The sequence below is a fragment of the Dokdonella immobilis genome, from assembly GCF_900115085.1.
Taxonomy (GTDB): Bacteria; Pseudomonadota; Gammaproteobacteria; order Xanthomonadales; family Rhodanobacteraceae; genus Dokdonella; species Dokdonella immobilis.
In genome coordinates this window covers 26804-47504 of the sequence record NZ_FOVF01000010.1, presented here as the reverse complement: position 1 = coordinate 47504, position 20701 = coordinate 26804, and the positions used below count along the sequence as shown (strand labels likewise).

Annotated in this window: 17 protein-coding genes; 14 read left to right on the top strand and 3 right to left on the bottom strand. The window is 63.9% G+C overall.

Annotated features, from left to right (window positions below; translation table 11 throughout):
• Position 1: 1 nt before the first annotated feature.
• Genes BM125_RS09215 through nth form a run of 3 tightly spaced genes read left to right on the top strand, consistent with a single transcriptional unit; the run spans position 2 to position 1820 of the window.
• Positions 2-541 carry a hypothetical protein gene (locus tag BM125_RS09215; protein WP_139224919.1) on the top strand — a complete coding sequence of 180 codons (540 nt, stop codon included), beginning with the start codon at positions 2-4 and terminating at the stop codon, positions 539-541.
• Complete coding sequence (locus BM125_RS09210; RefSeq protein ID WP_245778862.1) at positions 538-1185, top strand: RnfABCDGE type electron transport complex subunit B; 648 nt, start codon at positions 538-540, stop codon at positions 1183-1185. The genes BM125_RS09215 and BM125_RS09210 overlap by 4 nt, the downstream gene beginning before the upstream one ends.
• Positions 1182-1820, top strand: a complete 639-nt coding sequence (nth, locus tag BM125_RS09205) for an endonuclease III (protein WP_092407203.1) — start codon at positions 1182-1184, stop codon at positions 1818-1820. Before BM125_RS09210 ends, nth begins: the two co-directional genes overlap by 4 nt.
• A gap of 243 nt (positions 1821-2063) precedes the next feature.
• Here the strand turns inward: nth and BM125_RS09200 are convergent, their stop codons facing one another.
• Entirely contained in the window at positions 2064-3227 is a 1164-nt protein-coding gene (locus BM125_RS09200; protein ID WP_092407201.1) for an OprO/OprP family phosphate-selective porin, read from the bottom strand.
• Between the two features lie 324 nt (positions 3228-3551).
• Between BM125_RS09200 and rnt the strand changes: the two genes are divergently transcribed.
• The 8 genes from rnt to BM125_RS09160 all read left to right on the top strand — a co-directional run bounded on the left by rnt (position 3552) and on the right by BM125_RS09160 (position 13155).
• Entirely contained in the window at positions 3552-4226 is a 675-nt protein-coding gene (rnt, locus tag BM125_RS09195) for a ribonuclease T (RefSeq protein ID WP_092407199.1), read from the top strand.
• Positions 4227-4257: 31 nt separating this feature from the next.
• Positions 4258-4539 carry an FmdB family zinc ribbon protein gene (locus BM125_RS20200; protein WP_175497985.1) on the top strand — a complete coding sequence of 94 codons (282 nt, stop codon included), beginning with the start codon at positions 4258-4260 and terminating at the stop codon, positions 4537-4539.
• A 174-nt stretch (positions 4540-4713) separates the two neighbouring features.
• Positions 4714-5799 carry a phosphate ABC transporter substrate-binding protein PstS gene (gene pstS / locus BM125_RS09185; protein WP_175497994.1) on the top strand — a complete coding sequence of 362 codons (1086 nt, stop codon included), beginning with the start codon at positions 4714-4716 and terminating at the stop codon, positions 5797-5799.
• Positions 5800-5973: 174 nt separating this feature from the next.
• On the top strand, positions 5974-6945 hold the full coding sequence (gene pstC, locus BM125_RS09180) for a phosphate ABC transporter permease subunit PstC (protein WP_092407193.1): 972 nt from the start codon (positions 5974-5976) through the stop codon (positions 6943-6945).
• Positions 6942-7832: a phosphate ABC transporter permease PstA gene (pstA, locus tag BM125_RS09175; protein ID WP_092407191.1), complete on the top strand. Its 891-nt coding sequence runs from the start codon at positions 6942-6944 to the stop codon at positions 7830-7832. The genes pstC and pstA overlap by 4 nt, the downstream gene beginning before the upstream one ends.
• Positions 7825-8649 carry a phosphate ABC transporter ATP-binding protein PstB gene (gene pstB, locus BM125_RS09170; RefSeq protein WP_092407189.1) on the top strand — a complete coding sequence of 275 codons (825 nt, stop codon included), beginning with the start codon at positions 7825-7827 and terminating at the stop codon, positions 8647-8649. The genes pstA and pstB overlap by 8 nt, the downstream gene beginning before the upstream one ends.
• 9 nt (positions 8650-8658) lie before the next feature.
• Positions 8659-9393, top strand: a complete 735-nt coding sequence (gene phoU / locus BM125_RS09165) for a phosphate signaling complex protein PhoU (RefSeq protein ID WP_092407187.1) — start codon at positions 8659-8661, stop codon at positions 9391-9393.
• Between the two features lie 201 nt (positions 9394-9594).
• Positions 9595-13155, top strand: coding sequence for a hybrid sensor histidine kinase/response regulator (locus BM125_RS09160; RefSeq protein WP_175497984.1), 3561 nt, complete (start codon positions 9595-9597; stop codon positions 13153-13155).
• A 534-nt stretch (positions 13156-13689) separates the two neighbouring features.
• On the opposite strand, the gene BM125_RS09150 is transcribed toward BM125_RS09160, so the two are convergent.
• Together BM125_RS09150 and acs are read right to left on the bottom strand one after the other, a co-directional pair.
• On the bottom strand, positions 13690-14349 hold the full coding sequence (locus tag BM125_RS09150) for a response regulator transcription factor (protein WP_092407183.1): 660 nt from the start codon (positions 14347-14349) through the stop codon (positions 13690-13692).
• 71 nt (positions 14350-14420) lie between these two features.
• Complete coding sequence (gene acs / locus BM125_RS09145; protein WP_092407181.1) at positions 14421-16364, bottom strand: acetate--CoA ligase; 1944 nt, start codon at positions 16362-16364, stop codon at positions 14421-14423.
• A gap of 165 nt (positions 16365-16529) precedes the next feature.
• Here acs and BM125_RS09140 point away from each other — a divergent pair, with 165 nt between their 5' ends.
• The 3 genes from BM125_RS09140 to BM125_RS09130 all read left to right on the top strand — a co-directional run bounded on the left by BM125_RS09140 (position 16530) and on the right by BM125_RS09130 (position 20397).
• Positions 16530-17876 carry a DcaP family trimeric outer membrane transporter gene (locus tag BM125_RS09140; RefSeq protein WP_425429609.1) on the top strand — a complete coding sequence of 449 codons (1347 nt, stop codon included), beginning with the start codon at positions 16530-16532 and terminating at the stop codon, positions 17874-17876.
• 13 nt (positions 17877-17889) lie between these two features.
• Positions 17890-19545, top strand: a complete 1656-nt coding sequence (locus BM125_RS09135) for an MFS transporter (protein ID WP_092407177.1) — start codon at positions 17890-17892, stop codon at positions 19543-19545.
• 321 nt (positions 19546-19866) lie between these two features.
• Positions 19867-20397, top strand: coding sequence for a hypothetical protein (locus BM125_RS09130; RefSeq protein WP_139224918.1), 531 nt, complete (start codon positions 19867-19869; stop codon positions 20395-20397).
• Positions 20398-20701 lie beyond the last annotated feature (304 nt).

Genomic DNA, 20701 nt, shown 5'->3' with positions numbered 1-20701 from the left:
CATGCGCTGCGTTGAACGCACCCTGGACCAGCTCGACGGCCTGACGGTCGTCGCCCTATTGCGCTCGCGCGATCTCCAGGCACAGCTGTTCGACGAAAATCTAGTGCGCCAGAACTGGTTCGAGATCATCTTCTACGGCGGGTTCCGAGTCATGGCCCCGGACTCGCAACTCGGCGAGGCGCGCGAACTGGTCGCCGCTTATCGACGTGGTGAGCTTGCGCTGGCCGAGGATCTCGTCGAGCGTCCGCCATGCCCGCGCTGCGATGGCGGGTCCGGTGATGCTGACGCAGGGGCGCGACGAAATCTCTGGTCCGCCTACATCCTGCTTTCCGTCTTCGAGCTCGCGCTCATTGCATTCTGGGGTGCCGCCGAGGTCCTGCTCGGTTTGTTCGCGATATGGATGGCATTCGTCGTCATCATCCTGTTCGGCGATCGACTCTTGGTCGGCCGCTATCGCTGCAATCGATGCGGAAATGCGTGGGTCACGCGACGCGACGAACCATTCTCGGATCAGCAGCGCCGAGCCGAGCAGGACTCGTGAACTTCGATCTCGTGACACGCATCGATCGAATGCTTCCGCAGACGCAATGCACGCGCTGCGGCTACCCGGCCTGCCTGCCTTATGCGCAGGCGATTGCCCGGGGCGAAGCCGATATCGACCAGTGCCCGCCCGGTGGCCAGGCCGGCGTCGATGCGCTGGCAGCGCTCCTCGGTCGCGATTCGAAGCCGCTGAACGCCGGCTATGGGGTCGAGGTGCCGCCGACCATCGCGGTGATCGAAGAAGGGCTCTGCATCGGTTGCACCAAATGCATCCAGGCCTGCCCGGTCGATGCGATCGTCGGCGCGGCCAAGCGCATGCATTCCATACTCAGCGCCGAATGCACCGGCTGCGAACTGTGCATTGCACCGTGTCCGGTCGACTGCATCTCGATGACCGCATTCGCTGTCGAGCCTTTGCCCAGGTTCGACATTCTCAACCGCGCCGACCACGCCCGCCGCCGCTTCGATGCGCGCAACCGGCGACTCGACAGGGATCGTTCCGTGCGCGATGCGAAGCGGGCTTCCGCGCAAACCGCCGCAGCCAGGGCGAGCACGCCACCCATCACCAGGTCCGCGGTGCTCGAGGCCATCGCCCGCGGCAAGGCCCGGCGCAAGGCGGGCACCGACGATACATCCGGGTCATGAAGCGCGAACACGTGGTCGAAATGTTCGCGCGGCTGCGCGACTTCAATCCGAAGCCGACCACCGAGCTCGACTACAGCTCGCCGTTCGAGCTGCTGGTCGCGGTGATCCTCTCGGCACAGGCGACCGACGTCGGCGTGAACAAGGCTACGCGACGCCTGTTTCCGGTCGCCAACACGCCACAGGCGATGCTCGACCTCGGCGAAGAAGCGCTGAAGAAGCACATCGCCACGATCGGCCTGTTCAATGCGAAGGCGAAGAACGTGATTGCCACCTGCCGTATCCTGGTCGAGCAGCATGGCGGCGAAGTACCTCGCGACCGCGCAAAGCTCGAGGCCTTGCCCGGAGTCGGTCGCAAGACCGCCAACGTGGTCCTCAACACGGCCTTCGGCGAACCGACCATCGCCGTCGACACGCATATCTTCCGGGTCGCCAATCGCACCGGACTTGCTCCCGGCGTCGACGTGCGCAAGGTGGAGGACAAGCTGATGAAGGTGGTGCCGCCCGAGTTCCGCCAGGACGCCCATCACTGGTTGATCCTGCACGGCCGCTACGTCTGCAAGGCGCGCAAGCCGGAATGCCCGCAATGCCTGATCCGCGATCTCTGCGCCTGGCGGAACAAGGTTCACGCCCCCTAGGTCGGCGTGAACCTGCAAACCCCAAGTCCTCGATGCGGCCCAGTAGATTGGGGTGAGCCTGCGAATCCCAACGCCGCGATACGCAATCTGCCGGCATCCACGCCGGATCTGAATTCGTTCCGCTGCACTCACGGGCGGCAATAAAAAACAGGGACGGTGCGCCGAGCACACCGTCCCAATCACGACTGGCTCAAAGCCAGGATGTCGCGGGAGAGCTGGTTTCCCGTTACCGGGAATGAAGCGTCACCAGAAGAACTGGAGACGCGTTTCGAAAATGTTCGGATCGTCGCTGACGTTGGCGCCGGCTGCGGAACTGAACTTCGAGCTGCTGACCGCCACGTAGTTGGCCATGATCTTGAAGTTCGAGTGCCAGTAGTAGTTCACGCCGACCGTGATGTTGTGCTCGTCGCCGCCCTTGATCGCGCCATCGTTGAGGTTGGCGTCGTCATAGCGGATGCCGAGCTGCCACATGCCGGCGGCCGGATCGTTCGGCAACGGCGTGGTCGGCGTGCCGCCCTTGTAGCCCCAGGTCTCGCCGGTGAGGTTCCAGAGCCCCGAGACGTACCAGCTGTCGCCGGACCAGTCCGATGCCGAGGTGTTGTTGGTGCGCGTCGTGGTCGTGCGCATGTATTCGCCCTGCACCTTGAACGGGCCGCCAACCCAGGCCGCCTCGAGGCCGAAGGTGCGGTTGCGATCGGTGTTGAGGATGTTGCCGGTGTCGATAAGGCGCGCGGTGGCCAGGTCGGCGTCCGGACGGATGCGCCAGCGCTGGGTGTCGCTGTTGGTGTCGTAGTCGACCGCCGAGATGCCGAAATGCAGCAGGCTGCCGTCGCCGACGATCGGCGCATAGTAGAAGCGGCCACCGAATCCCGGGCCCTGGCCGAGGTTGCGGGTCAATTCGCGACCGAACACGTTGGCCGTATAGCCCCAGTTCTTGCCGCCGTCGCCGTAGGTGACGCCCAGTCGCCGGCTGATGCCGAACGTGTTGGTCACCATGGCCTTGGAAATGAAATCGTTGTTCTTGGTGCTGCTCAGTTCCTCGAGGCTGTTGACCTGCTTGAACTGGCCGACCTGCACATAGTTGGAGCCGAGTTTCCACTTCAGGTTCACGTCGAGCCACTTGTTCGCCTTGGCGTCGTAACCGATTACCCAGTCGAACATGGTGCCCTTGCCCTTCAGCACGAGCTCGGAGCGACGCATCTCGAATTCGGAGTCCTTGCCGTCGTTGCCGGAAGATCCATTGAGATCGACAACATCGTTGTTGTACCAGTTGCCATCGGCCTGGACCAGGCCTTCGAAGCTGACTTCGTAGTCGCCGATCACGTCGAGTGCCACATCGGCATGCGCCTGATTGGCAAGCGTTGCGATGATTGCGGCAGCGAGCAATCGGGGAGCAGTACGTTTCATGAGTGAAATCTCTTTGGGAGGAGGGAACGGCAAGGACACGCTGGCGTGTACGTATCCATCGGGCCGCAAGGTTATTGGCGATTTGTTACTGCCACATTTCAGCTCGATAACTGAATTGTGACAGTCGCAAGTCGGCGAAACGGCAATGCCAAGGAATCGAAACAATCGTCGACGAGGCCACATCCCGGGCATGGCGACGTCGATGCCAGGCGACGAATTCGATTGGATTTTGCGAGGCGGGCGCGATCGCAGGGCAGGTTCGGCCGGTCTCTCTTCGGAGTCGTATCGAAGGCGCCCCCTTGCCTAATCGGCTATCCTTGCGGGATGTCGTCAGCCGCCCATGTCACCCGCATCGCCGAGCGATTTCGCGGATTCCTGCCCGTCGTCGTCGATGTCGAAACCGGCGGTTTCGATTGCGAGCGCGATGCCCTGCTCGAGATCGCCGTGGTCGTGATCGGCATGGACGCAAGCGGCTTCCTGTACCCGCGTCCGGCCGTATCGACGCATGTCGAGGCCTTTCCGGGGGCGAACATCGAACCCAAGGCCCTCGAGATCACCGGTATCGACCCGAACCACCCGTTTCGCAATGCGCTCGAGGAGCGCGCCGCCCTGGACCACGTGTTCGCACCGGTCCGCGCCGCCATGCGCGCCGAGGACTGCCAGCGGGCGATCCTGGTCGGTCACAACGCCGCCTTCGACCTCGGCTTCCTGAACGCCGCGGTGCGCCGGACCGGACACAAACGCAATCCGTTCCACCCGTTCAGCAACTTCGATACGGTGACCCTGGCCGGGCTGGCTTATGGGCAGACCGTGCTGGCCCGCGCCGTCGCTGCATCCGGCGTCAACTGGGATCCCGGCCAGGCGCACTCGGCCGTCTATGACACCGAGCGCACGGCCGAACTGTTCTGCAAGATCATCAACCGCTGGAAGCACCTGTCGAACCTGGCCGATGCGCACGCCGATCCGACTCGCGGGGAACTTGAAAGCGAACCGCATTGAACGCGCGCCCGCATGCCCCCATGATGCCGGCATGCCGATCTACCAATATGCCGCCGATGGCCCTGGTTGCGCGACCTGCCGCAATGGCATCGAGGTCCTGCAGCGCCTGTCCGATCCCGCATTGACCCGCTGCCCCGACTGCACGACGCCGGTCCACCGCGTCGTCAGTGCCCCCCAGGTCATCTCCGGACAGGCCCACCGCAGCAACGAAAGCCACATCGGCAAGCACGGTTTCACCCAGTACCGCCGGGCCGGCAAGGGCGTCTACGAAAAAACCGTGGGCAAGGGCCCGGATTTCATCAGCGGAGACTGATTGGGGCCGGGATTGGGGATTCGAGATTCGGGATTCGGATTCGAAAGGGCGAGAGCTCGGCCGCCCGGCCGATGGTGAATGAACGCATGGCGCCGGTGACCGAGAGACTGCGACGAACGCCGCGGACTTGCGTTGCCGAATCCCAATCCCCAATCCCGGCCCCATGTAACACAACTGCAACGTTGGCGGGCTACAAAGGCGCGGTCCAAACCTTGTCACCTACCCCAAGGAGTTGCCCGCGTGTCCATCCCAACGAAACTGAGTGCGGCGGTATTTGCAATCGCCACGGTATTCGCCGCCAGCGGGGCGCAAGCCTCGGAAGTGACCGGCGCCGGTTCGTCCTTCGTTTTCCCACTCATGTCGAAGTGGTCGGCCGATTACAATGTCGCGACCAAGAACCAGATCAACTACCAGTCGATCGGCTCCAGCGGCGGCATCGCCCAGATCAAGGCCGGAACGGTCGATTTCGGCGCGTCCGACAAGCCGCTACCCCCGGCTGAAGTGGCCGAAGCCGGTCTCGCCCAGTTCCCGATCGTGATCGGCGGCGTCGTGCCGGTCGTCAATGTCGCCGGCATCGAGCCGGGCAAGCTCAAGCTCACCGGCCCCCTGCTCGCCGACATCTTCCTCGGCAAGGTCACCAAGTGGAACGACCCGGCGATCGCCACGATCAACGAAGGTCTGAGCCTGCCGGACGGCAAGATCACGATCGTGCATCGCTCCGACGGCTCGGGCACGACCTTCAACTTCGTCAACTACCTGTCCAAGGTCAGCCCGGAGTGGAAGGAAAAGGTTGGTGAAGGCACCTCGGTGCAGTGGCCGGCCGGCCTCGGCGGCAAGGGCAACGAAGGCGTCGCCGCCTACGTCAAGCAGGTCAAGAATGCGATCGGCTACGTCGAACTGTCCTACGCGCTGCAGAACAAGATGTCCTACGCGCAGATGGAGAATGCCGCCGGCAAGTACGTCCAGCCGAGCGCCGAATCGTTCGCCGCCGCTGCGGCCAGCGCCGACTGGAAGAACGCCACCGACTTCAGCCTGGTCATCACCAATGCGCCCGGTGATGCGTCCTGGCCGATCAGCGCCACCGTATTCGTGCTGATGCATGCACAGCCGAAAGATGCCGAGCGCGCGAAGGCCGCGCGCGATTTCTTCAGCTGGGGTTATGAAAACGGCAAGGCGCAGGCCGCCGCACTGGATTACGTCCCGCTTCCGGACAACCTGGTCGAGCAGATCAAGGCCTACTGGGCAGACCGCATCAAGTAACAGCCGTGTTGGACCATCCGATGCCCGCGTCACGCGCTTGCGTGCCGCGGGCATCGACCCGTAATGCTTCAGAATGCCTGGTCGGCCTGACATAATTGCAGACGTCCCTCGCCATGGGACGCCATTGCTGCTCGATCCGGCCCCGGCCGGAAATTTCCCGAAGACCGCTCCTACATGACGACGATCGCAGCTCGCGGCTCCGTGCCCCAACCCGAATCCCGCCGCGACGAGCTGCAGGACAAGGGCTTCAGCTATGTACTTGCCTTCACCGCATTCTTCGTCCTGATTGCGCTCGCTGGCGCCGCCCTGTCGATGCTCTGGGGTGGTCGCGAGGTCCTGGCCCAGGAAGGCTGGAGGTTTTTCTTCTCGGCGGAATGGAATCCGGTCGAAAACCGCTACGGAGCCCTGGTGCCGATCTTCGGGACCCTGGTCACGGCCGTGATCGCCATGATCATCGCGGTGCCGGTCAGTTTCGGCATTGCCCTTTACCTGACCGAAGTCGCGCCATCCTGGCTGCGTACCCCGGTCGGCTCGGCGATCGAGCTGCTCGCCGGCATCCCCTCGATCATCTATGGCATGTGGGGCCTTTTCGTGCTGGTCCCGGTCATGACCGAGTACGGCACGCCCTGGCTCAACGACCACCTGGGCACGCTGCCCGTGATCGGACCGATGTTCCAGGGGCCGCCAATCGGCATCGGCATGCTGACCGCAGGCTTCGTGCTCGCCATCATGGTGATCCCGTTCGTCTCATCGGTCATGCGCGATGTTTTCCTGACCGTGCCGACACGCCTGAAGGAATCGGCCTATGCGCTCGGCGCGACCAAGTGGGAGGTGGTCTGGGACATCGTCCTTCCGTACACCAAGTCGGCCGTGGTCGGCGGCATCTTCCTCGGACTCGGTCGCGCCCTCGGCGAGACCATGGCCGTCGCCTACGTGGTCGGCAACACCGTACGGTTTTCGGTCTCCCTGCTCGAACCCGGGACCACGATCGCCGCCCTGATCGCCAATGATTTCGCCGAAGCAACCGACACCTACCGTTCAGCCCTGCTGCTGCTCGGCTTCGTCCTCTTCATCGTCACCTTTTTCGTCCTCTCCATCGCGCGCCTGATGCTGATGCGGCTCTCGCGCCGGGAGGGATTGAAATGAGCGCGACGCAAACTGTCGCGACATCGAACCGCGTCGCCGAGCGGCTCTATCGCAAGCGCAGGATCGTCAATCGGATCGCCATCATCCTTTCCTGCGCGGCGGCCATATTCGGCCTGTTCTTCCTCGCCTGGATCCTGTGGACCACGATCAGCAAGGGCATCGGCGGGATCTCGCTCGCCCTGTTCACCGAAAACACGCCGCCACCGATGCAATCCGGCGGCCTGGCCAATGCCTTTTTCGGCAGCGCCGTCATGTGCGCACTTGCGATCCTGATCGGAACCCCGCTCGGCATTGCAGCCGGCACCTGGCTCGCCGAGTACGCCGGCGCGCGGAAGATCGGCACCGTGATCCGCTTCGTCAACGACATCCTGCTCTCGGCACCGTCGATCGTGCTCGGCCTGTTCGTCTACACCGTGGTCGTGGCCCAGATGGGCGGCGGCTTCTCGGCCCTCGCAGGCGCCATTGCGCTGGCCTTCATCGTCCTGCCCGTGATCGTACGAACCACCGACGAGATGCTCCGCCTCGTGCCCGCCCAGATGCGCGAAGCGGCACTTTCGCTCGGCGTGCCGCAGTGGAAGGTCATCGTCCAGGTGCTCTATCGCGGCGCGTCCGCGGGCATCGTCACCGGTATCATCCTGGCCCTCGCTCGCATCAGCGGCGAAACTGCGCCCCTGCTGTTCACTTCGTTCGGCAACCAGTACTGGAGCACCGACCTGACCCGGCCAATGTCCAGCGTGCCGGTGGTCATGAACCAGTTCACCGCCAGCCCCTACGAGTCCTGGCAGACCCTGGCCTGGGCCGGCGCCCTCGTACTGACGTTTTTCGTGCTTGTCCTCAGCATGATCGCGCGAGCCATACTCCTCAGGAACAAGACCAGCAATGACTGACCTCAATTTCGCCATGTCGGCGCCTGTCGTCGGCACGTCCGGGCGTGCGGTCGATGCCGGCGCGAAGCCGAAGATGAGCGCGCGCAAGCTCAACTTCTACTATGACCGCTTCCGCGCCCTCAAGGACGTCAATCTCGATATCGCCGAGAAGCGCGTGACCGCCCTGATCGGCCCTTCGGGATGCGGCAAGTCGACCCTGCTGCGCATCTTCAATCGCATCTATGCAATCTACCCGAAGCAGGAAGCCGAAGGCGAAGTCCTGCTCGATGGGGAGAACGTGCTCGACCCGAAATTCCCCCTGAACCGCTTGCGCGGCAAGGTCGGCATGGTCTTCCAGAAACCCGTGCCGTTCCCGATGTCGATCTATGAAAACATCGCCTACGCGATCCGCCACTACGAGAAGCTCAAGAAGCCCGAGATGGATACGCGGGTCGAGGAAGCCCTGCGCCAGGGCGCGCTCTGGGACGAGGTCAAGGACAAGCTCAAGCAGAGCGCGTTGGGTCTGTCCGGCGGCCAGCAGCAGCGCCTGTGCATTGCCCGCGCCGTCGCCCTGAAGCCCGAGGTGCTGCTGCTCGACGAGCCGACGTCGGCGCTCGACCCGATCGCCACCGGCAAGATCGAACAACTGATCGCCGAGCTGGCCGAGCGGTTCACGATCGCCATCGTCACCCACAACATGCAGCAGGCCGCACGCTGTTCGGACTTCACGGCCTTCATGTATCTTGGCGAACTGGTCGAATTCGGGGAAACCGAAAAGCTGTTCACCCAACCGGCCAAGCAGCAGACCGAAGACTACATCACCGGCCGCTTCGGCTAAGGAATACGAATGCCTCCCCTACCCAGCGAACATATCGTGAAGAGCTACGACGAAGAACTCGCCCGCCTGACCGGCGAGATCCAGCGCATGGGTGACCTCGCGCTGAAGGAACTCGAGGCGGCGATCGCCGCCGTCGTCGAACGCGACAGCGATTCGGCCGAGCGCATCGTCGAAAGCGACAAGGAAGTGGATGCGCTCGAGAACGAGGTCGGCCAGGATGTTATCCGCCTGCTGGCCCTGCGTCAGCCGATGGCGCGAGACCTGCGCGAAGTCATGGCCGCCCTGCGCATCTCCTCGGATATCGAACGCATCGGCGACTACGCCGCCAACGTCGCCAAGCGTGCGATCGCGCTCAATCGCGTCGAACTCGTTCGCCCGGTCTTCAGCCTGCCCAGACTCGGCAAGCTGGCCGCCGAGATCATCAGCGAAGTGCTGCTTTCCTACCGCGACCGCGACGCCGACCGCGCCCTGCTCGCCTGGGCCCGCGACGAGGAACTCGATGGCCTCTACACCGGCATGTTCCGCGAACTGCTGACCTACATGATGGAAGACCCGCGCAACATCACGGCCTGCACCCACCTGCTGTTCATGGCCAAGAACATCGAGCGCATCGGCGACCACGCCACCAACATCGCCGAGAACGTCTACTTCATCGTGCACGGGACCCAGATCGCGCAGACCCGCCGCAAGGGCGACAACACCGCGTCGGTCGTGGCCAAGGTCGGTACCGGCAAGTCCGCCTGACCCGGGCTTGGCGCCAGCCGCCAGTGGCACGAGCCATGCCCGGCTTACCGTCGTCCGAACCGCTGATAACGCCCCTCGGCGCGAACTGAGGCCCGGGTCCGCCGACCCGGGCAGCGAACGCGGCCGTGATGCTTGACCTGTGAGGCATCCCGGTCGAGTCTGTGCACCGGGGCGCATGCGCGCACAGGCGGGAGCACACCGTTGATCGCTGGCTGGATCCTGATGCTGGTTTCGCTGGCCTATGTGGCCACCCTGTTCAGCATCGCCTATTTCGGCGACTCACGTCCGCTCTACCCGACGCGGCCAGCCCTGCGCCCGATCGTCTACAGCCTCGCCCTCGCCGTCTACTGTTCTTCCTGGACTTTTTACGGCGCAGTCGGCAGCGCATCGCGCTCCAGTCTGTCCTTTCTCCCGATCTACCTCGGACCGATCGTCCTGTTCGTGTTTTTCAGCGGGCTGCTGCAGCGCCTGACCCGGGTGGCCAAGGCCAACAACATCACCTCGATCGCCGATTTCATCGGTTCCCGATTCGGCAAGTCGCATGCGCTGGGAGCCGTGGTGACCATTATCGCGGTGACATCGGCCGTGCCTTATATCGCGCTCCAGTTCAAGGCGGTCGCGATGAGCGTCGGCGTCCTCAGCGGTAGCGCTCCGGAAGCGGCGCAGGCCCCGCTGTTGAACGATCCCGCGCTCTACGTGGCGGCCATGCTTTCCCTGTTCGCGATCCTGTTCGGCACGCGACGCATCGACGCCACCGAACATCACCACGGCATGATGCTCGCGATCGCGGCCGAGTCGATGATGAAACTGATCGCCTTCGTTGCCATCGGCATCTATGCCTTGAACATGCCATTCGATATCGCCGCGCGCAGCCACGATGTCTGGGCAGAGGTGGTTCGCGACGGGCTTCCATCGGGGTTCCTGGCCCAGACCCTGCTCGCGTTCACCGCGATGTTCTGCCTGCCGCGCCAGTTCCAGGTAGGCGTCGTCGAATGCGAGAACCCCGACGACGTGCCAAAGAGCCGCATCCTGTTTCCTCTCTATCTGGCCATCATCTGCATCTTCGTGCTGCCGATCGCGGAAGCCGGAATGTCGGCCATGTCCGGCACGAGCGTCAGTCCGGACGCACTGCTGCTCTGGCTCCCGCTGGCGCACGGTGAGAACGGCCTGGCGATTCTTGCCTACATCGGAGGATTCTCGGCGGCCACCGGGATGGTCATCGTCGCCTCCGTGGCTCTGGCCACGATGATCTCGAACGACCTCGTCATGCCCGCCTTGCTGCGCCTGCAATTCCTCCGGCTAGACGAACGCAACGACGTCTCCGCCATCGTCCTCGGCATCCGCCGGACCGCCATCATCGGCCTGGCCGTGCTCGCGCTCGCCTACTATCGGGCGGTCTCCCAAGCCCAGGGGCTGGCCGCGATCGGACTGCTCGCATTCGCCGCGGTCGCTCAATTCGCACCGGCGATCGTCGCGGGCCTGTACTGGCGCGGCGCCACCCGACGCGGCGTCCTGATCGGCTTGCTCGTCGGCTTCGCGGTCTGGATCTACACGTTGCTCCTGCCGAGCATGGCGAGCGCCGAGTGGTTCGACGATGCCTGGACACGTGAAGGCCTGTTCGGACAGACCTGGTTGCGACCGCACGCCCTTTTCAACCTGAGCAGCTGGGACCCGATCACCCATGGCACGTTCTGGTCGCTGCTGGCAAACATCGCAGGATGCGTCTTTGTCTCACTGCGTTTCCGACCGAGCGTCGAGGAACGCTTGCGTGCGGCGAGCTTCCTCGACGCCGGCCCCGATCGCAATCCCACCGGCGCCAGCGAGTGGCATGGCCGGGTCAGCATCGCCGACCTGCGCACGATCACCGGCCGCATCCTGGGTGAACGCAACGCGGCGAATGCGTTCGCCGAATATGCGACCGCATCCGGCAATACACTGCACGACGACGCCTCGGCCGATCGTGCGCTCCTTCAGCACGTGGAACGACTGCTGGCTGCAGCCGTCGGCTCGGCGTCAGCGCGGCGCATGCTGACGACCGCGTTGCGCGGTACCGGCCTCGATTTTGGCGAGGCGGTTGCGCTGCTCGACGAAGCCTCCCAGGAGTTGCGATTCAATCGTGAACTGCTTTCGACGACGTTGGAAAACATCTCCCAGGGAATCAGCGTGGTCGATGCCGAGATGCGCATGGTCTCGTGGAACCGTCGCTATCTGGAGATGTTCGACTACCCGAACGGTCTCGTCTACGTCGGCCGACCGATCGCCGACCTGATCCGCTATAACGCCGAACGCGGCGATTGCGGCCCGGGCGAAGTCGAAGAGCACGTGTCCAAGCGCCTGCGCCACATGCGCGCCGGAACCGCCCATGTGTTCCGGCGCGAGCGAGCCGACGGCAGCGTGCTCGAAATGCGCGGCCAGCAACTGCCCGGCGGAGGATTCGTCACGACGTTCACCGATGTCTCGGACTACAAGAAGGTCGAACTTGCCCTGCTCGAAGCCAACGAGACCCTGGAGCAGCGGGTCGCCCAGCGCACCGCGGAGCTATCCGCCGCGCTCGAAGCCCAGGAGTTCGCGCGTTACGAAGCGCAGTCCGCCAACCAGTCCAAGTCGCGCTTTCTGGCCGCAGCCAGCCACGACCTGCTGCAGCCCCTCAACGCGGCCCGTCTTTTCACTTCGGCCTTGCGCCACCAGCCATCGCTCGACGCCGAATCCGCGCAGTTGGCGGAGCGCATCGACACCGCGTTTCGCGTCGCCGAAGACCTGCTCGAATCCCTGCTCGAAACTTCGCGCCTCGATGCCGGAAAATACCACCCCGAACCCGCCGACATCGGCGTGGCCGAACTGATCGAACCCCTGGTCCAGCAATTTTCCCTGCTTGCGCAGCGGCGCGGCATGGAATTCCGCGTCGTCCCGAGCCGGGCCGTGATTCGCAGCGATCCGCACCTGCTGCGCCGGATCCTGCAGAATTTCTGCACCAATGCACTGCGCTACACCCGCAAGGGCCGTATCGTCCTGGGAGTGCGTCACGTCGGCGACGATGTGCGCATCGAGCTTTGGGATACCGGGCCGGGCATCGCCGATGAGCAGCTCCAGCGCATCTTCGACGAGTTCCACCGGGTCGATGGCGCATCCCCCTGGGGTGAGCAGGGGCTGGGGCTCGGCCTGTCGATCTGCGAACGCATCGCCCGTATCCTCAATCACCAGTTGCGGGTTCGCTCCTGGCCCGGACACGGAAGCTGCTTCGCCATCCAGGTGCCGCGCGTACGCATACGTGCGCGCGACGAAGTCAGCGAGCCACGGCGGTCGATGCTGGCGGGGGAATTGCGTCCGCAGCATGTGCTTTGCCTCGACAACGAGCCATCGATCCTCGAAGGCATGGCCTCCCTTCTGACTCGCTGGGGCATGAGCTGCGACCTTGCCGCCAATCGGACCGAGGCACTGGATGCCCTGCTACGACGGCGTCCGGATCTGATCCTGATCGACTTCCACCTCGGCAGTGGGCCGGATGGGATCGAAGTACTTGGCGAGTTGCTCAAGCACTGCAATCCCTCGCCACCGGCCGCCCTGATCACGGCCGATGCGAGCCCGGAGCTGAAACAGCGGGCCAAGGCGCTCGGCCTTCCGGTGCTGCTCAAGCCTGTGCGACCCGCTGCATTGCGCGCTCTGCTTTCATCCTTCGCGCGCCGCTCGGGCGCCCAGACATCCGCCACGGAAGGCATGGGTGTCGCCGATCCGGCCACGAGCGAAGCAACCGGCGTCGATTGACCGTCACGAGCCTCGCTGTGCTCGCAGCGACTGCCATGACGCAGGCAGGTATCGTGACGACTTTGCTACTGGTTTAGAGCCTCCACTAGTGTGGTGTCCCGCAAATAACGCGAAGAAATTCCGGATGGATTTCAGGGCGGGACAAGGCGCGAGGAGGAGTCACGGCGGGCACTATGGCGACGACGAGCAACGCAGTATCGCCGTGAAAGACGCCGGAGTTATCTGATGGTAGTTGTGGGACACCACACCAGGGAGCCTCTGAACAAGTGGTACAACCGTCACGACGCCAGCCTGCGTGCAGATCGCGGCGCGCCGGCGAAGACAGACTGGCTGTCTTTCGAGTCGGCGCAACAAAGAGCTGCGCGCAGGCAGGCGTCGCCAAACCGATTGATTAACACAGAAGAGGTGGCGTTCAGAAGCCTCGCCAAATGCACCACGCGGCTCGTCAAGGCAACCAGCCTTCACTTCGCCACGCAGCACATCTGGCAAACCTCCTGAGCGCCATGTCGATTGCGCCACTTGTTCAGAGGCTCGCTAGTGGCTGGCTGGAAGCGTATCGGAATCCAGTGCGAGCTGGCTCGCGACCAGGGCCACCTGGGTCCGGTTGTTGCATCCGAGCTTGCGCATGATCGCGGTCATGTGCGCCTTGATGGTGGCTTCGGAGATCCCGAGCTCATAGGCGATCTGCTTGTTGAGCAGGCCGTCGGCCAGCATGTTCAGCACGCGGAACTGCTGAGGCGTGAGTTCGGCGATACGTGCCGCTACCTGGGCCTCCGCATCGCGCAGTTCAGCGGCAGCGCCAGGCATGCGTGCCGGCAGCCAGATTTCGCCATCGAGGACCGCCCGGATCGCGGCGACGATGCTCTCGCTGGCCAGCGACTTGGGAATGTATCCAGCCGCACCATGGGCCAGGGCGCGCCTCGCCACCTCGGCTTCCTCGTGCGCCGAGACGATGATGATCGGAAGTTGTGGATACTGGCCGCGCAGATGGGCCAGCGCCGAAAATCCGCGCGCTCCGGGCATGTGCAGGTCGAGCAGCAGGAGGTCGGCGTCGGCATGCGCTTCGACCACGGCCAGTAGCGCCTGCACGCTATCGGCCTGCAGCAGCGTCGCCGAAGGCACCGCCTGCGCGGCGGCGCGACAAAGCGCGTCGCGGAACAGCGGATGATCATCAGCGATCAGGATTTCCGGCATGCCCTACTCCAGCTTGAGCGCGCTCCCGCCTGGGCAAAGCGGACTTCACGCACCCCCTCGGCTCCCATGGCCTAGCCCCGAATCATGCGCTCGTCGACGAGATTCCTGACCACGCTCGGGTCGGCCAGGGTCGAGGTGTCGCCGAGCTGATCGGGCGCATTCTCGGCGATCTTGCGCAGGATGCGTCGCATGATCTTGCCGGATCGCGTTTTCGGCAGGCCCGGAGCCCATTGCAGATAGTCCGGCGTTGCGATCGGTCCGATCTCCTTCCGTACCCAGGCAATCAATTCCTTGCGCAGCGCCTCGCTCTGCTCGACCCCGACCTTGAGCGTGACATAGGCATAGATGCCCTGCCCCTTGATGTCATGGGCGCAGCCGACGACCGCGGCTTCGGCAACGCTGACATGGGCGACCAGCGCGCTCTCCACTTCCGCCGTGCCGAGACGGTGACCGGAAACATTGATCACGTCGTCGACACGGCCGGTGATCCAGTAGTAGCCGTCCTCGTCGCGGCGGACGCCGTCGCCGGTGAAATAGTTGCCCGGATAGGTGCGGAAATAGGTATCGATGAAACGCTGATGGTCGCCGTAGACCGTACGCATCTGCCCGGGCCACGAATCGGTCAGGATCAGGTTGCCCTCGGTCGCGCCATCAAGCAGGTTGCCGTTGGCATCGACGATCGCCGGTTTGATGCCGAAGAACGGCAAGGACGCCGAGCCCGGCTTGAGGTCGGTGGCGCCGGGCAGCGGCGTGATCAGGATCCCGCCGGTTTCGGTTTGCCACCAGGTATCGACGATCGGACAGCGACTTTCGCCGACCACGCGGTAATACCATTCCCAGGCTTCGGGGTTGATCGGCTCGCCGACCGAGCCGAGCAGGCGGATGCTTGCCCGCGATGTCCGCGTGACCGGATCCTCGCCCTCGCGCATCAGCGCCCGGATCGCCGTCGGCGCGGTGTAGAAGATGGTCACCTTGTGCTTGTCCACGACCTGCCAGAAGCGCGAGCTATCCGGGTAATTGGGCACGCCTTCGAACATCACCGTGGTGGCGCCGTTGGCGAGCGGCCCATACACGAGGTAACTGTGCCCGGTGACCCAGCCAACGTCCGCGGTGCACCAGTAGACGTCGTCCTCACGCAGATCGAATACGCATTCGTGCGTATAGCTGGCATGCACGAGATAGCCGCCAGTCGTATGCAGCACGCCCTTCGGGGCGCCGGTGGAGCCCGACGTATAGAGAATGAAAAGCGGGTGCTCGGCCTCGCAGGGCACCGGGTCATGCTGCTCGGACTGGCCCTCCATCAGCGCATGCCACCAGCGGTCACGCGGCACCTGCATGTCGACCGCGCCGCCCGTGCGCCGGACCACCAGCACGGTCTCGACGCTGTTCGTGTTCGGCCGCTCGAGCGCCGCATCGACGTTGGCCTTGAGGGCCACCCGCTTGCCGCCACGGACACCCTCGTCGGCGGTGATGACCAGCTTGCACTGGCTGTCGGCGATACGGCTGGCCAGCGAATCGGGCGAGAATCCGCCGAAAACGATCGTATGCACCGCACCGATCCGCGTGCAGGCCAGCATGGCCACGGCCGCTTCCGGAATCATCGGCAGGTAGATCGCGACGCGATCGCCCTTGCCGATGCCGAGGTGGGTCAGCAGGTTGGCTGCCCTGCAGACCTCGGCATGCAGCTCGCGATAACTGATATGCCGCGAATCATCGGGATCGTCGCCCTCCCAGATGATCGCGGTCTTTTCGCCGCGCGTTGCCAGATGGCGGTCCAGGCAATTCGCCGACACATTGAGCACACCATCCTCGTACCAGCGGATATGCAGATCGCTGATGTCGAAGGAAACGTCCTTGACCCGGGTGTAGGGCTTGATCCAGTCGAGGCGCTTGCCGATCCGGCCCCAGAACCCCTCCGGGTCGGAAACCGACTCGGCGTAGAGCTTTTCGTACCCCGCCTTGTCGATGCGGGCCCTGGCTGCAAATTCCGCCGGTACCGGATGAAGATTCGCCATCGGATCCTCCTGCAATCACTGTAAGCGTCTGCTTTCGATAATGCCACGCGAGCCCGGCATGCGGGCCCCTGATTCGACTTTGGTCGCACATAGACCAATGGCTAATGGTTTGCCCGGGCCGCCTTGCGCATTCTCGGTCCGCCACCAATGGGAGGGGACCCCATGATTCGCCATAAACTGTTTGGATTACGTGTTTCGACACTCACGCTCGCATGCCTCGTTGCCTTGCCGGGCATCGCCATGGCCGATGAAGCCCGTGAACAGGCCCTCGAGCAACGCATCAACGACCTCGAGAAGCAGTTGCAGAACCTCGCTGCGGAAATTCGCGCACAACGCGAGGCGGCGCCGCCTGCGGCACCTGCCCTGCCGGCCGGAAAACTGCCGATCCAGTTGACCACGCTGACGCCGGGTTCGCCGGCCGGCACCACGGTCAAGATCGGCGGATTCATCAAGGCCGACTTCATGGCGACCAAGGCGCACGACGGCCAGTTGGCGGACGCTGCGGTTGGCCGCATTCTCTATGTTCCGGGCCAGACGCCGGTCGGCGGCGACAGTTCCGACGTCGACTACGACGCCCACGCCAAGTTCTCGCGCTTCAACATCGGCATCGACAACGTGTCCGAATCGGGCGACAAGGCCGGTGCCTTCCTCGAAATGGACTTCTTCGGCAATGCGCTCGGCAACCAGACCTCGACCAACACCTACGGCGTCACCGTGCGCCACGCCTACGCCTACTGGAACAACTGGCTGGCCGGCCAGACCTGGTCGAACTTCATGGACACCGCGGCGCTGCCCGATTCGGTCGATTTCATCGGCCCGACCGATGGCGTCATCTTCGTGCGTCAGGCCCAGATCCGCTACACCACGGGCGGGTTCTCGGCGTCTCTGGAAAATCCCGAAACGACAGTCATCCCGAACGGCGGCGGCGGAGCGGCAGCATCGGACCGCGGCGCGGTGCCAGACCTGACCCTGCGCTACGGCTGGAAGGGCAATTGGGGATCGTTCGGCATCGGCGCCCTGTTCCGCAGCCTCGACATCGATCGTGCAGCCACCTCCTCGGCTGCGGCCATCAGCGACAGCGAGGGCGGGTACGCCTTCACGGTCGGCGGCAAGTGGAACCTCGGCAGCAATGACGACCTGCGCTACCAGGTCACCGCGGGCGATGGCATGAGCCGCTACATCGGTCTCGGCGTCACCGGCGACGCCGCATTGAGCGCCGACGGCAACCTCGACGCGATCGGCGGATTCGCCGGCTACCTGGCCTGGCGTCATGTCTTCTCGTCACAACTGCGCATGAACCTGATCTATGCGCGCAGCCAGTACGACAATCCGATCGACCTGACCGGCACCGCCGTCAACGAATCCGTGCAGAGCTTCCGGGCCAACATCTTCTATTCGCCGATGCCCAAGCTCGATGTCGGTATCGAACTGATGCGCGCGAAGCGTGAACTCGAAAGCGGTGTCGACGGCTCGCTGACCCGCCTGCAGTTCACGACCAAGTACTCATTCTGAGGGGGACACGACCATGGCAACAACGACCCATCCAGCCCCGGGAACCCTGACCCAGGGCCACAAGAAGGTGATCTTCGCCTCCAGCCTCGGCACCGTGTTCGAGTGGTACGACTTCTACCTGTACGGCTCACTGGCCGCGATCATCGCCAAGCAGTTCTTCACGGCGTTGAACCCGACCAGCGGTTTCATCTTCGCCCTGCTCGCCTTCGCTGCCGGCTTCGCCGTGCGCCCGTTCGGCGCCTTGCTGTTCGGTCGCCTTGGCGACATGATCGGACGCAAGTACACCTTCCTCGTGACCATCGTGATCATGGGCCTGTCGACCTTCCTGGTCGGCGTGCTGCCCACCTACGCAACGATCGGCGTGGCCGCGCCGATCATCCTGATCACCCTTCGGCTCCTGCAGGGCCTGGCCCTCGGTGGCGAGTACGGCGGTGCCGCGACGTATGTCGCCGAACATGCGCCGCAAGGCAAGCGCGGTCTGTACACGAGCTTCATCCAGACCACGGCCACGCTCGGCCTGTTCCTCTCCCTGCTGATCATCCTCGGCTGCCGCTACTACTTCGGCAAGGATGCGTTCGAGGCCTGGGCCTGGCGCATTCCCTTCCTGCTCTCCTTCGTCCTGCTGATGGTCTCGGTCTGGATCCGCCTGCAACTCGCCGAATCGCCGCTGTTCCAGCAGATGAAGAACGAAGGCAAGACATCCAAGGCGCCGTTGACCGAAAGCTTCATGACCCGCAACAGCCGCGTCGTGATCCTGGCCCTGCTCGGCGCCACCGCCGGCCAGGCCGTGGTCTGGTACGCGGGCCAGTTCTACGCGCTGTTCTTCATCACCCAGACGCTCAAGATCGAAGCCACCAGCGCCAACCTGATGATCGCCGGCGCACTCGCCCTCGGCACGCCGTTCTTCATAGTATTCGGCTGGTTGTCCGACAAGATCGGCCGCAAGCCGATCATCATGGCCGGTTGCCTGCTGGCCGCGCTGACCTATTTCCCGATCTTCAAGGCATTGACCCACTACGGCAATCCAGCCATCGAAGCCGCGGCACAGTCGAGCCCGGTAGTCGTGGTTGCCGATCCCGCCGAATGCAGCTTCCAGTTCAATCCGGTCGGCACGAGCAAGTTCACCACCTCGTGCGATATCGCCAAGAGTGCCCTTGCCCGCAGCGGCACGCCGTACGCGAATGAGGCAGTGGCTTCCGGCTCGGTGGCCAGCGTCCGGGTCGGCTCGACGACCATCGCCTCCTACGAGGCCTCCGGGCTGCAGGGCGACGCAGCAAAAGCCGAAGCGGATCGGTTCAGCAGTGAGGTAAAGGCCGCCCTGTCCGCTGCCGGTTACCCGGAAAAGGCTGACGCCACCCGCATCAACAATGCGATGCTGATCGTCCTGCTCACGATCCTGGTCATCTACGTGACCATGGTCTACGGACCGATCGCGGCCTGGCTGGTCGAACTGTTCCCGACCCGCATCCGCTACACCTCGATGAGCTTGCCCTACCACATCGGCAATGGCTGGTTCGGCGGCTTCCTGCCGACGATCTCGTTCGCGCTCGTGGCGGCGACCGGCAACATTTATCAGGGTCTCTGGTACCCGGTCATCATCGCCGTCATGACCCTGGTCATTGGCACGCTGTTCCTGCCCGAAACGAAAGATGTCGACATTTCGAAGTAGCAAACGGTCCCAAAGGGCCTGCCCCCCCACATGAAGGGCAGGCCACCCGGAGCACGGATCTCTCCCCCGTGCGACGCGGATGAGGTCGGACCGCCAGGTCCGACCTCTTTTTTTTGCTTGCAAGGGAGACTCGCATCAATTTTCGAAAGAACATGGCACGCAGATTGCTTGCTCTCAGCAGTCCGCCGACGTCCATGACAGGAAAGGCGGTGGCAACGCAGGCGCAATGGTCGCGCCGGCAACACGGGTGCCCGGTGAATCAATCGACGCAGGCAATTCCGGATCGAGGATGAATCGGAAATCTCTGGGGGGATGCAAGAAATGCTCAGTTCCGACGTTCCGAACAAGACGACGGCCGGCTATGCCGAGATCCAGGACCGCAAGCTCCATCTGGGCGCGCGCCAGAGAATGCTGCTGATCTCGATTGACGGCGCCCACAGCGTGCAGCAGGTGCGTGAACAGTTCAGCGTGCTCGGAGACGTGTCGCCGCTGATCGAGGAACTGCGCGCAGCCGGGCTCATCCATTTCAATGGAAGGCCGGCGAACACCCTCTCGCCAGTCGACAGCGCCGCCCCGCCCGCTGCCCCGCAGGCAGAGCCGACCGCTTCGAACTCGATGCATGTAATTCCGCCGATCGGTCTGGTCAGGCAGTTCATGAACGAGACGACCGTGGCTGCGCTCGGTCTGCGCGCCTTCATGTTCACCCTCAAACTCGAACGCGCAAACAGCAAGGCGGAGCTGTCGGACCTCGTTCCCGAATACAAGCGGCTGCTGGCCAAGAGCAGCAAATCGGACCCCGCCTATCCCGAGGCCATGGCCCGACGCATCGAACAGATGCTCTCGAGCATCTGAGCCCGGCGATTGCCACGCAGGGTCCCTCCAATGATTCAACACCGGTCCCAAGAGCGCCTGTTCTGTCCCCACCAGACAGGCTGAAAAAACGCGCGGACTCCCAGGCCGTGCGTAGCGTCGAGGTCGGGCCGCAATGGCCCGACCTGTTTTTCGGGGTCCTGCCTACTCAGCACGAAGTTCGCTTGAGCGCCCGATATCGCGCATCGTTGGCGGTATTGGTCAGATCGCGGCAAAGGCGCGCCAGAGGCGTCCGCCAGGGAGTAAAGTCGGCGAATTGCGCCTCAATGACCCGATTGCCAGCCCG

Excerpts from the sequence above, each read along its gene's own strand:
- nth (WP_092407203.1), top strand. The coding sequence starts at position 1,182 with ATGAAGCGCGAACACGTGGTCGAAATGTTCGCGCGGCTGCGCGACTTC.
- BM125_RS20200 (WP_175497985.1), top strand. The coding sequence starts at position 4,258 with ATGCCGATCTACCAATATGCCGCCGATGGCCCTGGTTGCGCGACCTGC.
- BM125_RS09130 (WP_139224918.1), top strand. The coding sequence starts at position 19,867 with ATGCTCAGTTCCGACGTTCCGAACAAGACGACGGCCGGCTATGCCGAG.
- BM125_RS09215 (WP_139224919.1), top strand. The coding sequence starts at position 2 with ATGCGCTGCGTTGAACGCACCCTGGACCAGCTCGACGGCCTGACGGTC.
- BM125_RS09135 (WP_092407177.1), top strand. The coding sequence starts at position 17,890 with ATGGCAACAACGACCCATCCAGCCCCGGGAACCCTGACCCAGGGCCAC.
- pstC (WP_092407193.1), top strand. The coding sequence starts at position 5,974 with ATGACGACGATCGCAGCTCGCGGCTCCGTGCCCCAACCCGAATCCCGC.
- BM125_RS09150 (WP_092407183.1), bottom strand. The coding sequence starts at position 14,349 with ATGCCGGAAATCCTGATCGCTGATGATCATCCGCTGTTCCGCGACGCG.
- acs (WP_092407181.1), bottom strand. The coding sequence starts at position 16,364 with ATGGCGAATCTTCATCCGGTACCGGCGGAATTTGCAGCCAGGGCCCGC.
- rnt (WP_092407199.1), top strand. The coding sequence starts at position 3,552 with ATGTCGTCAGCCGCCCATGTCACCCGCATCGCCGAGCGATTTCGCGGA.
- pstA (WP_092407191.1), top strand. The coding sequence starts at position 6,942 with ATGAGCGCGACGCAAACTGTCGCGACATCGAACCGCGTCGCCGAGCGG.
- phoU (WP_092407187.1), top strand. The coding sequence starts at position 8,659 with ATGCCTCCCCTACCCAGCGAACATATCGTGAAGAGCTACGACGAAGAA.
- BM125_RS09200 (WP_092407201.1), bottom strand. The coding sequence starts at position 3,227 with ATGAAACGTACTGCTCCCCGATTGCTCGCTGCCGCAATCATCGCAACG.
- pstB (WP_092407189.1), top strand. The coding sequence starts at position 7,825 with ATGACTGACCTCAATTTCGCCATGTCGGCGCCTGTCGTCGGCACGTCC.